The following is a 13812-nucleotide window of genomic DNA, read 5'->3' on the forward strand; positions in this document are numbered from 1 at the left end:
TTTGCTGCCTCCCGGTGACGCCGGATTTCGGGAGTTAAAACACCTGTCTCAAATGAAAAACGGTGCGGTTTTTTAGTGCTGGGTTGGTTTCGGCCTCTTTTTTGATCAGCTTGTTCACGCTGCTGGCGTTCACGCCGGCAGCCAGGAGCTGATCTTTTCTTGCCCGGTAGTTTTCGTCGTACTTCTGCCAGGCTTCGGTGAATGCGTTGAACCCCCAGTGTGCTGCCCGTGTCATCTCCTCAAACAGGGCTTCTTGCTGAGGGGTGGGAATGAGCCGAAACACGAAGCCTTCGTGGTCATGATTGGTGTTGGGTGAGGATTTTTTAGCTTGTGGTGAATTGGTCATCCTTGTTGCCCTTTCGTGGTGAGTGGACGAGCAGGATAACTACTGGGGTGGACACCCTCCGATAGCGTCGAACTTAAATTCGAACTGGGTAACGGTGGTTCACAGGGGCGCAGGGTCCTGTTAGGGTGGCGAGCGTCTCCCCGTAGAGGGGGCCGTCGGCTCCGGACGGAAGCAGACGTTAAAACCGCACGTGGATTGCATTACTGAATTTCCGGGCATGGGCCCGGGGAGACGGTTTTGCTTGGAAGCGTGCAGAGTGCAGTTTCGGCTGTATCTCAGCGTCATCCCGCGAGGGATGTCTCGCCTACTTGAACTTTTTGGGGCGTCTTGATCAGCTTTTTCGCTGCTCAGGAAGAGGTTGCCCCCCTAGGCGCATGGGCGATCCCACACCTCTTGCACTTTTTGTTCCACTTGGTTGTTTTCCCTGGCTGCATGGGGGATTTATATCGATGCCGGGGTGGGTCTTTAATCAGGTGTGTCTTTTTGGGGTACGCCCTATTGTTACACGTGCCTGCGACGGAATGCCGCCTACAAAATAGGACCACTTCGGCCATTGTTTTACATGAACAAATATCGAAAGACGTGCCGAGCGACAAAACGGGATTTAGGATGTAAATCCCCACACTTACAATCCTCGACCGGAAAAGTTCAGAAAAACAAAGAAACCGGAGGTCACGAACCCTTTCGAGTTTGTTACCTCCGGTGTCACAGTTTGTTCAACTGCTCTTTGTGCCCGGGGCGGGACTTGAACCCGCACGTCCTATAAGGACACTGGCACCTGAAGCCAGCGCGTCTGCCAATTCCGCCACCCGGGCTGGGTACCTAAATGTCTTGGCGACCAACTAACATTAGCATGCAGCAGCGTATTGATAACAAATCCGCTGGCAAAGCCAAACTTTTCTGAGGAAAAGTTCCGGATAAACCTGGGAACTTTGGCCTGTACGGCTACGTTTAGAAGGGGTAAGCACCCTATAATTAGCGCTGCTATAGAAAAGGAGGACAGCACGTGGCATTACTTGAAAGGCTCGCGAAGCTGGATTCCGCCATGCAGCGAGGCTTAGACAACGGCATGGCCTTTGTCTTCGGAGGCAAGGTCGTCCCTGCTGAGATTGAAGAGCTCCTCAAGCAAGAAGCGCAGGACAATCTCGCACGCGGAGACGATGCTAATCTCTACAGCCCCAACGTTATGACCGTAGGCGTGTCCTCCAAGGATTTGGAGAACCTCTCTCAAAACAGAGATCTTCCTGCGGATTTCGCCGAGCAACTCACCCGCTTTGTCAGGAACCACGGCTGGTCCTTCGCCGGCCCGGTCATCGTGCGCATCGCGGAGGAATCGGGATTGCGTACAGGACAGCTCCGCGTGTCCTCGTTCATCGATCACGAGCCCACTGAGGAAACCGGATTTGACGCAATCTTCCACGAAGACGATGGTCAGGAGGACCATATGACTAACCCCAATAATGCAGATGAGGCCGCAACCACCGCTTTTTTGGCACAGAACCAGCAGCCGGAGCAGCCGCAGCCACATGGCCCAGCTGTCAACCTCATGCTGCAGGACGGTTCCTCCCGCGTGTACCACGTGCAGGAAGGTTCCAACATCATCGGCCGCAGCAACGACGCCGACCTTCGCCTGCCAGACACCGGCGTGTCCCGTCAGCATGCTGAAATTACCTGGAACGGCCAAGACGCCATCCTGGTAGACCTACAGTCCACCAACGGCACCACCGTGAACGAAACCCCAATCGATAACTGGCTCCTGGCAGACGGTGACGTCATCACCATGGGCCATTCCCACATCGAGGTTCGTATCACCGGTACACAGCCAAACAAACACTACTAATACAAGCTCGAGAGAAAGGAGGTCACCATGGATTCGGTCGTTTTGTTAGCTCTGCGCATCGGCCTGCTCGCACTGTTGTGGCTTTTCATCCTGGTGGCCTTGAATGCGATGCGCCGAGACGCCAACAAGGCTGCCGGCGTGTATCAGCCCTCAGCGCAAACTAAGTCTTCCCCGCGGCGCCGCGAAGTTCCTAAGCAGATCAACATCGTGGATGGTCCGCTACGCGGCTCCCACATGCAGTTGGGCACCCTCGAGGAATGCACTATGGGCCGCGCCCAAGACTGTGACTTTGTCACAGGTGATGACTTTTCTTCCGGTCATCACGCCCGGCTTTTCCGCCGCGGCAGCGAATGGTTTATTGAAGACCTTGAATCCCGCAACGGCACCTTCGTCGGTGGCGTTCGCATTGACCAGCCGGAACGAGTTGGCGTTGGCAGCGACATCAAACTTGGCCGCACGACCGTGAGGTTGATGGCATGACATTGAGCCTAAAATTCACCGCGATTACTGACCGCGGCCTAGTACGCCAAAACAATGAGGACAGCGCGCACGCCGGTCCCCATCTTTTGCTTTTGGCTGACGGCATGGGAGGCCACGCCGCAGGCGAGGTCGCATCCAAGCTCATGGTCGAGCACTTGGAACACCTCGAGCAAGACCCCGAGGACAACGACATGCTCGCCCTCCTGGGCGCCGCAGCTGAGGATGCAAACGCGTCCATCGCAGCGCACGTCGAGCAGCACCCAGAGACCGAGGGCATGGGCACCACGCTGACCGCGATGATGTTCAACGGTTCCGAGTTTGGTGTCTGCCACGTCGGTGACTCCCGTGGTTACCGCCTGCGCGCGGGCAAGTTGACGCAGATCACCAAGGACGACACCTATGTGCAGTCCCTGGTGGATGAGGGTCGCCTCGACCCAGCTGACGTCTCTTCACACCCGCAGAAGTCGCTCATCCTCAAGGCCTATACCGGCCGCCCGGTTGACCCCACCTTGTTCATGCTGGACGCCAAGGTCGGCGACCGCCTCCTGTTGTGCTCCGACGGCTTGTCCGATCCCGTCACAGCCTCCACCATTGAGTTGGCGCTGGGCCAGGGCACGCTTGACGACGCCGCGGTAACCCTCCGCGATCTCGCCCTGCGCTCCGGCGGTCCGGACAACGTGACTATCGTCCTGGCGGAAGTGGTTGAGGGCAAGGGCGACAGCTCGCCTGTCACCGTCGGCGCGATCGCCGGCGTTGTCCCAGAACCTACTCACCCCGACTCCGCTGCGAGTCGGGCGGCGGCGCTGACGCGCCCGCGGGAGGCGTCGCCAAGCATTGCTGCGTCCCGGCAGGCCGCAGAAGAAGATGAAGAGTCCGAGGAGCCTCACAGTCCCAAGAAAAAGGTGGGCTGGAAGATCATCGGCGCACTCGTGGCTGTGCTTGTGCTCGTCATCGGCAGCGGATTCTGGACCAAGAACGAGATTTCGAACAACTTCTACGTAGCCATCGGCGAAGAGGAAGTGATAACGATCCACCAAGGCGTGGACTTCTCCATCTTCGGCCGCTCGCTGCAACACCAGTACCAAAATGCGTGCATCGATAAGGCAAATACTTTGCGTCTGGGCTCCGCGCCCTGCGAGGGAGACTTCTCCGCGTTCAAGGTGAGCGACCTTCCAGATTCCGAGCGCGCTGCGGTTGGAAACCTGCCCTCCGGTACCTATGCGGAGGTTCAGACCCAACTGTCGACCTTGTCCTCCAAGGCACTCAAGCCTTGCATCACCGCGCCCAGCGGAAAAACGGACAAGAAGTTGGAAAACAAAGCCGCGAAACCAGGAGTTACTTGCCGGGAGGTGAGTTAAGTGAAGAAGGTTTTTTCCCGTGGCACGGAGCTCGGGCTGCTGATCCTGGCAACCCTCGTCTTTGCCATCACCCTCGTAAGCCTGGAGCTTTCCCAGGGCAACATCCTCACCGTGGATGTCCTTTACCTCATCGGTGGATTCATCGGCGTGTTCACTGTCGCGCACTTAGCGCTGTGTTTCTTGGCGCCGCACTCCGATCAGCTGATGCTGCCTATAGTCTCGCTGCTCAACGGCACGGGCCTCATTATGCTGGCGCGCTTGGACCTCGCCAATGATGGTGGCCTGGCAACCCGCCAGGTGATGTGGACCATCGTCGGTCTCATCCTATTCGTCCTGGTGCTGGTGGTTTTGCGAGATCACCGTTCGCTGACTCGCTATTCCTACATCCTGGGTGCAGCTGGCCTGGTCCTTCTGGCACTGCCGCTGGTATGGCCGCAGCCCCCAGGAGTTGAGGCCCGTATCTGGCTGTGGCTTGGACCTTTCTCCATCCAGCCGGGTGAGTTCTCCAAGATCATGCTGATCTTGTTCTTCGCCATGCTGCTGACCCAGAAGCGTTCGCTGTTCACGGTAGCCGGCTACAAGTTCTTGGGGCTTTCCCTGCCGCGTCTACGCGACCTCGCACCGATTCTGGTGATTTGGGGCATCGCGATCGTCATCATGGGCATCTCCAATGACTTTGGCCCAGCGCTGCTGCTGTTCTCCACGGTCTTGGGCATGCTATTTATGGCCACGGGCCGTGTCAGCTGGCTGCTCATTGGCTTGCTCCTCGTGGGTGTTGGCGGCTTCGGCATTTACCAGATCTCGTCGAAGATTCAGCTGCGCTTTTCCAACTTCCTGGACCCGCTCGGCAACTATGACAACGGCGGATACCAGTTATCCCAGGCATTGTTCGGCATGTCCTCGGGCGGCATCTCTGGCACCGGCTTGGGCCAGGGCCACCCAGAGATCGTGCCGGTCGCGCACTCCGACTTCATCCTCGCCGGAATCGGTGAGGAGTTCGGCCTCATAGGCTTGGCAGCCGTGCTCATCATGTTCGCCATGCTGATCTCCCGCGGCTTCAACACCGCACTGAAGTCCCGCGATTCCTACGGCAAGCTCGTGGCATCCGGCCTGTCCTTGACGCTGGCCGTGCAGGTCTTCGTGGTCACTGGCGGCATTTCTGCAATGCTGCCGATGACCGGCCTGACCACCCCATTCATGTCCGCCGGCGGTTCCTCGCTGATGGCCAACTACATGCTCCTGGCAATCCTGCTGCGGATCTCTAATGCAGCTCGCCGCCCGGCGCGTGAGACCACCAGCAACGCGCCGAGCGACACATCCATGTTCCCCGCTGTACAGGAGGCAACCCGATGAATAAGTCGATCCGCCTCGTCTCTCTCTTCGCCGTCCTTCTGACCGCAGTTCTGTTGATCAACCTCACTGTGGTGCAGGCATTTTCAGACGACAAGTACGCGCATAACCCGAGAAACATGCGTGGCTACTACGCCATGCAGTCCACCCCGCGCGGCCAGATTTTCGCAGGGGACACCGTCTTGGCTAAGTCCACTGCGGACTCCGAGGGCAATTACTCGCGTTCCTACCCCACTGACTCCCCGGCCTTTTCCAACATCACAGGCTACTTATCGACGCAGTTTGGTGCTTCTCAGCTGGAGGCTTCCCAGAATGACATCCTCAACGGCACTGACGATTCGCTGCTTGCCCAGAACTGGCTCGACACCATCTCCGGCAAGGAAAAGGTAGGCGCCAACGTCGAGGTAACCATCGATCCTGCCCTTCAGCAGGCTGCTTATGACCAGCTCACCGGCCCTGGCTACAATGGCGCCGCGGTGGCGATCCAGCCTTCCACCGGCAAGATCCTGGCCATGGCTTCCTCACCGAGCTACAACACAAATGACCTGCTGGGTGACAACGCCGACGACACCTGGACCGCACTGCAGGAGCAGGCGGGAGCGCCGCTTCTCAACCACGCCACGCAGGACACCTTGCCACCGGGCTCGATTTTCAAGATCATCACCACCGCGGCCGGCCTCAACAACGGTTTCAACCCGAGTTCTTCGCTAACCGGCGCGAACTCCATCGTCCTGCCTGACACAGTCACCGAGTTGACCAACTACGGTAATCAGATGTGCGGCGGGTCCCAGACGGTGACCCTGCAGACCGCCTTCGCGTTGTCCTGTAACACTGCCTTCGTGCAGATGTCCGAATCCATCGGCGCCGACGAGCTACGCAAGTACGCAGACGCTTTCGGCGTAGGCGAGAACTACAACTTGGGCGTCGACACGTCCCCAGGTAACTTGGGCGAGCTTGGCGACGGCGCGCAGGTCGCCCAGTCCGCCATCGGCCAGCGTGACGTCACCATGTCTGCTTTGCAGGCGGCAATCATGGCCGGAACCGTGGCCAACAAGGGCAAGCGCATGCAGCCCTACTTGGTCAACCGCATCACGGATGCACAGATGAACGAAATCCGTGCCACCCAGCCGCGCCAAGCCAAGGAAGCGGTAAAGGAAGACGTTGCGAACACGATCAAGGACTTGATGCTCAGCTCGGAGCGTTCGACGTACGGCTATGACGGCAACACTTTTGCCTCGAAGACCGGTACGGCCGAGCACGGCGAGGGCCTCGCGCCACACGTGTGGTACGTGGCTTTTGACCCAGACCGAGACATCGCTGTCGCGGTAGTGGTCAAAGACGGTGGCAACCTTGGGCAGAGCGCTACCGGTGGACAAGTATCCGCCCCAATCGGGCGCGCAATTCTGCGCGCATATGGAGGTCAGTAGTAATGAGCAATGCGGATAATAGAGAGCATCTCCAGCATCTCATCGGCGACGACTACCAGCTGCAGTGGATTATCGGCCACGGCGGCATGTCTACTGTGTGGCTCGCTGACGACGTCCATGGCGACCGCGAGGTTGCCCTCAAGGTTCTGCGGCCAGAGTTCTCGGACAACAATGAGTTCTTGAGCCGTTTCCAGAACGAGGCCAAGTCAGCCGAGTCCATCTCCTCTGAGAACGTCGTGGCCACCTATGACTACCGTGAGCTAGAGGACAACGGCCGCACGTTCTGCTTCATGGCTTTGGAATACGTGCGCGGTGAGTCTTTGGCGGATCTCCTGGCGCGCGAGGGCGCTTTGCCTGAGTCCCTAGCGCTCGACGTCATGCAGCAGGCAGCACACGGACTTTCTGTCATTCACCGAATGGGCCTGGTACACCGCGACATCAAGCCCGGCAATCTCATGATCACCCAAAATGGACAAGTCAAGATCACCGACTTCGGCATCGCGAAAGCCGCAGCCGCTGTTCCGCTGACCCGCACGGGCATGGTGGTGGGCACCGCCCAATACGTCTCCCCGGAGCAGGCACAGGGCCTCGACGTGACGCCGGCTTCCGACGTCTACTCCCTCGGCGTCGTCGGTTATGAAATGCTGGCCGGCAAGCGCCCGTTTAGCGGCGACTCCTCGGTCTCCGTGGCGCTTGCCCACATCAGCCAGGCGCCGGAGGCGCTCTCGACGTCGATTAGCGCACCTGCTCGTGAGCTCATCGGAATTTCGCTCCGTAAAGATCCCACCACCCGTTTTGCCGATGGCAACGAGTTCACCAACGCCATCTCCGCGGTGCGTAACGGCCAGCGTCCGCCGCAGCCCAAGTCTGCTGCGCTCGCGCCGCTCGCTGCTGAGCCTTCCCCGTCCGCATCGACGGAATTGCTGGCCAGCGTGGCCAACCCGAAGACCGCTACTCCTGAGTACGCGCCGGTCAAAGACACCCCACGCCCAGCGGCCAAACACCAGCAAAAAAGCGAGGAGAGCTCCGGCTTTGGCGTCGGCCTGCTCATCGCCGCGGCCATTGCGGCGCTCGTGGCGCTGGGATTTTTCGCCGCCAACTTCTTCAAAGGCACTGGAGAATCTGAAGAAACATCCCGCACCCCTGAGTCCATCGTGGTGACGGAATACCGTGGCCCTGTCACCACTGAAGTCATCACGCCCGAAGAATCCACGGACGATACTCCGGAAGAAGTGACAGTAACAACCACGCACTCGGTGGAGCCGAAAACCTCACAGCAACAGACTCCAACGCCCGTACAGCCAGTTGAGCCTTCCACCGAACAGGAAATTCCCGCCACAGAAGAGCAGGAGACGGAGGTCAATGAACAGCCAACTACTAATTCCGAAGTAAACTCGCAGCCTGAAAACCCCTTTGAGAAACTACTACCCCAGGATGGTGCCTAGAACATGGGCAATGACCGCTACCACCTCCGCCACGTCATCGGATCTGGCGGCATGTCTGAGGTCTACGAGGCTGAAGACACAGTTCTGGGACGCACGGTTGCTGTAAAAATGCTGCGCCCTGAGATGGCGCGCGACGTCAACTTTCGTGAGCGCTTCCGCCGCGAGGCGCAAAACTCCAGCAGACTCAATCACCCGAACATCGTGTCGGTGTTTGACACCGGCGAGAAGGACGTCAACGGCCTGACCATCCCTTATATCGTGATGGAGCTGGTCAACGGACGTACTCTGCGCGATATCGTGCGCGAAGATGGTCCGCTCCCCTCGCAGGAAGCTGCACAGATTCTGGCGCCTGTCGCCGACGCATTGCAGGCCTCCCACGAGGCGGGAATTATCCACCGCGATATCAAGCCGGCAAACATCATGCTGACTGGCACCGGCCAGGTAAAGGTGATGGACTTCGGCATCGCCCGCGCTCTGGATGACTCCACCTCAGCCATGACGCAGACCTCTGCCGTCATCGGCACTGCCCAGTATCTTTCCCCGGAACAGGCCCGTGGCAAACCTGCCGATGCCCGCTCCGACGTTTATGCCTTGGGCTGTGTCATGTACGAGGCGGTCACCGGCCGCACTCCTTTCGAAGGCGAGACACCATTCGCGGTGGCCTACCAACACGTCCAAGAGGACCCAGTTCCACCGACCCAGTACGTGGACGTGCAGCATCTAACCGATACGCAACGTCTCAACATCGATGCCGTCATCTTGACTGCTATGGCCAAGCACCCAGCGGATCGCTACCAGTCTGCGTGGGAGATGGGCGAGGATCTAAGGCGGATGGGCAATGGCCAGCTCACCGAAGCTGCCCGCGGGCACGTCACTGTAGAAGAGCACCCCACGGCCATGGTCGCGCCGGTCGCGGATGCGTCGGTTGGCCAGCACCGCGCGCCGGTAAAATCCACGCGCCCTTCTGAGGATGACGAGGGCGGCAACGGGTTGAAATGGCTCGCTTTGTTCCTAGCGGGTCTTTTGGTTGCCATCATGGGCTATTTTGCCTGGGACTTCTGGCAGTCCTCCCGCGAGGAAAGCCGCATCGAACAACAGCAACGCGAAGACGCTGCGGCGCGCGCCAACATGGTCGTGGTGCCGAAGGTGGAAAAGCGTCCGCGCAATGAGGTTGTGGCAGAACTTGAGAAGATGGGCCTTTTGGTCACTGTCAATGAAGAGGCTAATCCCGACATTGACCGCAACAAGGTCATTCGCATCAATCCGGCTCCGGGCTCTGAACTGCAAAAAGGCTCTTCTGTGACGCTGACCGTTTCCTCGGGCGACGAGATCACTGATGTCCCGGATCTCTCCGGAATGACGTTGGAAGAGGCAGGCAAGGCGCTTTCCGACGCCGGTCTTTCCCTCAACGACAAGATCGAGGAGACCAACGACGACGCGCCGGCTGGTCAGATCGTCTCGCAGAACCCAGCCGGCGGCTCGCGGCTTTCCAAGGGCTCAAAGGTTAAGGTCACCGTGTCTAAGGGCAAGGAAGAAGCTCAGGTTCCAGACGTCACCGGCATGCCACAAGCACGCGCTGTCAGCATGCTGGAGTCCGTTGGCTTCAAGGTCAACGTGAACGTCGTTGACTCGCAGGAGCCGGAAGACCGGGTGGTGTCGGTGAGCAACCAAGGCAGGAAACTGGCGAAGGGTGAGACCGTCACGATTGAGGTCTCCAATGGCATGCTCATTACGGCACCGGACCTGTTGCACAAGACGCCTTCTGAGGCTGAATCCGCGCTGCGCTCTGCCGGCTGGCAGGGTAGCGTGCGCACCGGCCCCGTTGTTCCTACCGGTGCGCTGGTGGATAACGGCCGCGTCGGCTGGGCCTCCGTTAACTCGGGCGACCTCATCCGCAAGAATGCAACCGTGGAGCTCCGCGTTTGGGAGTTCAACGCCTCGGCGCTGCTCCCACGCTAGTAGCAGACGAATTTCGCCTGCTAAAGTAACCGTTAAAAAGAATGCCTAAAGAAAAGTTGAAGGTTTAGCAATGCCAAAGTCAAAGATCACCCAGAGCTCGGGCGTTCCGCAGTCCTCTAGCTCTGCGGCCAACCGCACTCCGGTCAAGATCAATTCCGAGGGCACGCCGAAGTGGTACATCGCCATCATGCTGGGCCTGATGGTCATCGGCCTGCTATGGCTCGTGGTTAACTACCTGGCTGGCGAGTCCATCCCGTTCATGCAGGAGCTCGGCGTCTGGAACTACGGCATCGGTTTCGGCCTAGCCATCATCGGCCTGCTTATGACGATGGGCTGGCGCTAAGCTTCATTACCCTGCCATGAGCTCTACGAGGTTCTATAGCTTCGCCGGCGTCGGCTTCATCATCGCCGTGATGCTGACCGTGGCCATCGATCCACTATTCCTCTCCCCCGGTGCGCTGTTGCTTGCTGCCCTCGGCGTGGCACTTACCCCGCTCGGCATGAACCACCCGCTGTGGGCGGCCGCGGCTTATAGCGCGCTTTTTGCCATTTGTGCTTGGCACACCGAATGGCGATCCTTCCTATTGGTGGCATGGAGCGCAGTCATCGTTGGGCTAATTTCCTACCGTCGCCCGTGGACGCATGCGGTGATACCTGGGCTGGTGTTGGTTTTACTCTCCATCATCGATCCCATCCACGGCGTCCTGCCCTCCCTCGACCTCTTTAGCTTCTTGCTGGTCGCCGCCATCAACGTGGCAGGAATCATCGTTGGTGTCGCGTTAAAGAAGGCACATCAGCGCCAGCAAGCGGCTGAACAGCGTAGCCAGGAATACCGGCACGCGCTGATGACCACCTTGCATGATTCAGTGGCCACCACATTAACCTCGGTGGTCATGCGCTCAGAGACTCTCGGCCTCATGGGCACCAACCCAAAACTAAAAGAAAACTCCGCAGCTATCGCCGACGACGCACGCAAGGCCATGGGTGAAGTCCGCGATCTACTCCGCCTAATGGAAAACGAAGACGAACCCCTGCTCAAGAAAGCACGTTCAACCGTTGCTGAAGAGCTCGAAGAGATGCAGTCCTTCCTCCACAGCCATGGGTTTGATTGCACCGTGGAAGGCAAACTCGGAAAACTAGCGCGAACCATGGCGCTGCCCAATGACCTACATTTGGTTTTTTCAGAACTCTGCGCAAACCTCATCAAATACACCGCTGCAGACTCACAAATTGCCATCGTGTTCAAACGCAACCACCGCGGCATCAATATCCAAATTCGCTCTGTCATCGCCAAAGCACAGTCCGATCAACACATGACCACCGGATTGGGCATTTCCGAAATTCAAGAACGCGTCGGGGCAGCACGCGGAACCTTCAGCAGCGGACCTGAGAACGGGAATTGGGTGAGTACGCTTTATATCCCAATTTCCAGCATGGTGCGCAGATAAACTTAGCCTGTAGTAGGCTAAGGCCCATCCTCTCTATTTCTCGCCCTTATAGGAGTATCCACATGCGTTTTCGTTCCGTTGCAGCCGCAGCCGGTGCGGTCCTGTGTTTGATGAGCACCCCGTTTGCTAGCGCTGCTTCTTCCTTCAGTTCTTCCAGTGCCGCTGAGTCTGCTACTCAAACTGAGACCACCAACGAGACCGCCTACACCGGCGGATTTACCTACTACACTTCCATGGCGGAAGACTTTGCAAACGCTTTGCGTTGCTCCACCAGCCCGCAGCGTTGGTGGTGCGCAAAGTACCGCCAGTAAGCATCGATGTCCATTCGAGTCTTCCTCGTTGATGATGACCCGCTGGTCCGCTCATCACTGCGACTTTATTTCGAAACCACCGATGACATCTCAGTGGTAGCTGAGGCAGCTAATGGCGCAGAATGCCTCTCGATGCTGGACAACGTTGATGCCGACATCATTTTGGCAGATATTCACATGCCCACGATGGACGGCATCACTTTACTGCGCAAAATCAAGGAAAGGCCCTACCCGCCAGTTTTCTTGGCGGTGACATCCTTTGATTCGGATGACACCATGCTCAAGATTCTGCAAGAGGGCGGCGCTGGCTACATCCTGAAAAACCAAAGACCGCAATCTATCATCGATGCTGTCCGGGAGGCAATCCACGGTGGCACCGTTGTAGCGCCAGTAGCGATGCATCGCCTGGTGGGATACATCGGCGATGCTCCTCGTAAAGACCCAGTCGCCGCTGCCATCGAATCGCATTCGCTGAGCAACGGCGAGATCAACGTGCTGAAGCTGCTGCTACAGGGCAATTCGAATTCCGAGATCGCAGCAGCGCTGGAGATCTCCGAATCTTCGGTGAAAAAACACGTCTCCAGCCTCATCGTCACCTTTAACGCAAGCACCCGCCTAAATCTTGTAACCAAGATTTTAGGCGGGGCAGGTAGCTAGGCACTGAGGCTAAAGCACGGCTTAATACACCGGGGCGTCGTCAATGCGTAGCTCCGAATAGCGCGAGTACGGTGCGCTGACAAAGTACGGCGCGCCCTTTTCTACCCACTGCTGATCCTCGGAACAACGCACATCCTGCGAATCCGCGTCGAGCATCATAAAGCCCCACACGAGCTTGCCTTGCTGATTAGCTTCCAAATCGTAGGGGCCAATCTTTTGACCGAGGCTCCAATGGATCTGGTGGACGAAGTTAAAGCCAAACGCGTTCGACATGTACTTTTCAATGTCACCGATTGGCTTCACCGAAACGCTGACCTCCGTGGTCTGCGTACGCTTATCAGTCACGGTGTGGCTAACTGGAACAGTGTAGTCGTTGCGATTAGCCACGCTGGCTGCATCAGTCTGCTTAAACCACATGCGCTCCGCAGTGACGTACGTGCCCTGTGCGCCCGGTGTTGCACAGTGCGTGCCCGGCTTGTAGTCATCGTTCCAGCGCTGCGGCAGGCGGTAGGAAGCCGCGCCGTCGACAGCCTGCGCAGCCGGAGTGGCCGCGCTTACTGCCACCAGCAATGCTGCGGCGATGCGTGCAAACTTGCGCACAGTTGCCTCCCCTAGTTGAACTTCATGTTGTCGCGAGTAGAAACCTCAACGTGGCGCTCTGCTGGCAGAGATGCGGTGAAGGTCTCGCCGGTACCCTGCCAGGTTCCGTCCTGGCCACACACGGTCTTCTCACCTGCAAAGTCGGAGACAACCCAGCCCGCACGCATGACGGCGGTCTTGCCTGGAGCAACGTTGTACGGACCGACGGTCTCTCCTACTTCGTAGGTCTGGGAATCGGTGTAGCCCGCGCTGAACTTGATGTTGACCAGCTTCAGGATGTCGAAGTCAACGCCTGCGGAAACATTCCAGGTCTTGGTCTTGGTCTCCTTGATGGAACGAGTCAGTGGCAGCGGCTCAGCGTTGTAGTTGGAGACGGTCCAGGTGCCTGCGGAACCATCAAAGTAGGTGCGGACAATCTCAACGGTCTGGCCGGTATCGCCTGGGTTGACGCACTTTTCACCGATGGTGGTCGGGTTAGCAGCGCCGTGGTTGACGGCAGGCAGTGCCATTGCTGGTCCAGCGGCGATGGAAGTTGCAGCAATTGCGGATGCTGCCAGGGCGAGAGTGCGGTTAAAGCGCATGATGTACTCC

Annotated in this window: 14 protein-coding genes and 1 tRNA gene; 11 read left to right on the forward strand and 4 right to left on the reverse strand. The window is 58.3% G+C overall.

Annotation, left to right across the window (positions count from 1 at the left end; translation table 11 throughout):
• Positions 1-34 precede the first annotated feature (34 nt).
• Positions 35-346 carry a helix-turn-helix domain-containing protein gene (locus tag I6I72_RS07025; RefSeq protein ID WP_049146277.1) on the reverse strand — a complete coding sequence of 104 codons (312 nt, stop codon included), beginning with the start codon at positions 344-346 and terminating at the stop codon, positions 35-37.
• 730 nt (positions 347-1076) lie between these two features.
• Positions 1077-1161 (reverse strand) — tRNA-Leu (locus tag I6I72_RS07030).
• Between the two features lie 191 nt (positions 1162-1352).
• Between I6I72_RS07030 and I6I72_RS07035 the strand changes: the two genes are divergently transcribed.
• From I6I72_RS07035 to I6I72_RS07085, 11 genes are all read left to right on the forward strand, one after another.
• Complete coding sequence (locus I6I72_RS07035; RefSeq protein ID WP_049146274.1) at positions 1353-2186, forward strand: DUF3662 and FHA domain-containing protein; 834 nt, start codon at positions 1353-1355, stop codon at positions 2184-2186.
• A 27-nt stretch (positions 2187-2213) separates the two neighbouring features.
• On the forward strand, positions 2214-2666 hold the full coding sequence (locus I6I72_RS07040; RefSeq protein ID WP_005530622.1) for an FHA domain-containing protein FhaB/FipA: 453 nt from the start codon (positions 2214-2216) through the stop codon (positions 2664-2666).
• Positions 2663-4024 (forward strand): PP2C family protein-serine/threonine phosphatase, encoded by a 1362-nt coding sequence (locus I6I72_RS07045; protein ID WP_005530623.1) that lies wholly within the window; start codon positions 2663-2665, stop codon positions 4022-4024. The genes I6I72_RS07040 and I6I72_RS07045 overlap by 4 nt, the downstream gene beginning before the upstream one ends.
• A complete protein-coding gene (locus I6I72_RS07050; protein WP_005530624.1) occupies positions 4025-5377 on the forward strand; it encodes an FtsW/RodA/SpoVE family cell cycle protein in 1353 nt (450 codons plus the stop codon). It abuts the gene before it with no gap.
• Positions 5374-6801, forward strand: a complete 1428-nt coding sequence (locus I6I72_RS07055; RefSeq protein ID WP_100086684.1) for a penicillin-binding transpeptidase domain-containing protein — start codon at positions 5374-5376, stop codon at positions 6799-6801. The genes I6I72_RS07050 and I6I72_RS07055 overlap by 4 nt, the downstream gene beginning before the upstream one ends.
• A gap of 2 nt (positions 6802-6803) precedes the next feature.
• A complete protein-coding gene (locus I6I72_RS07060) occupies positions 6804-8246 on the forward strand; it encodes a serine/threonine-protein kinase (protein ID WP_049146267.1) in 1443 nt (480 codons plus the stop codon).
• A gap of 3 nt (positions 8247-8249) precedes the next feature.
• Entirely contained in the window at positions 8250-10205 is a 1956-nt protein-coding gene (gene pknB / locus I6I72_RS07065; protein WP_049146265.1) for a Stk1 family PASTA domain-containing Ser/Thr kinase, read from the forward strand.
• Between the two features lie 70 nt (positions 10206-10275).
• Positions 10276-10548 (forward strand): cell division protein CrgA, encoded by a 273-nt coding sequence (gene crgA / locus I6I72_RS07070; RefSeq protein WP_049146262.1) that lies wholly within the window; start codon positions 10276-10278, stop codon positions 10546-10548.
• 16 nt (positions 10549-10564) lie between these two features.
• Positions 10565-11653, forward strand: coding sequence for a sensor histidine kinase (locus tag I6I72_RS07075; protein WP_049146260.1), 1089 nt, complete (start codon positions 10565-10567; stop codon positions 11651-11653).
• A gap of 62 nt (positions 11654-11715) precedes the next feature.
• On the forward strand, positions 11716-11964 hold the full coding sequence (locus I6I72_RS07080) for a hypothetical protein (RefSeq protein ID WP_049146257.1): 249 nt from the start codon (positions 11716-11718) through the stop codon (positions 11962-11964).
• Positions 11965-11970: 6 nt separating this feature from the next.
• Positions 11971-12621, forward strand: coding sequence for a response regulator (locus tag I6I72_RS07085; protein ID WP_049146255.1), 651 nt, complete (start codon positions 11971-11973; stop codon positions 12619-12621).
• Positions 12622-12642: 21 nt separating this feature from the next.
• Here I6I72_RS07085 and I6I72_RS07090 read toward each other — a convergent pair whose 3' ends face one another.
• Positions 12643-13221: a hypothetical protein gene (locus I6I72_RS07090; RefSeq protein WP_046646009.1), complete on the reverse strand. Its 579-nt coding sequence runs from the start codon at positions 13219-13221 to the stop codon at positions 12643-12645.
• 11 nt (positions 13222-13232) lie between these two features.
• Positions 13233-13802 (reverse strand): hypothetical protein, encoded by a 570-nt coding sequence (locus I6I72_RS07095; RefSeq protein WP_049146254.1) that lies wholly within the window; start codon positions 13800-13802, stop codon positions 13233-13235.
• Between the last annotated feature and the right edge of the window lie 10 nt (positions 13803-13812).

It is taken from the genome of Corynebacterium striatum (genome assembly GCF_016728105.1).
Taxonomy (GTDB): Bacteria; Actinomycetota; Actinomycetes; order Mycobacteriales; family Mycobacteriaceae; genus Corynebacterium; species Corynebacterium striatum.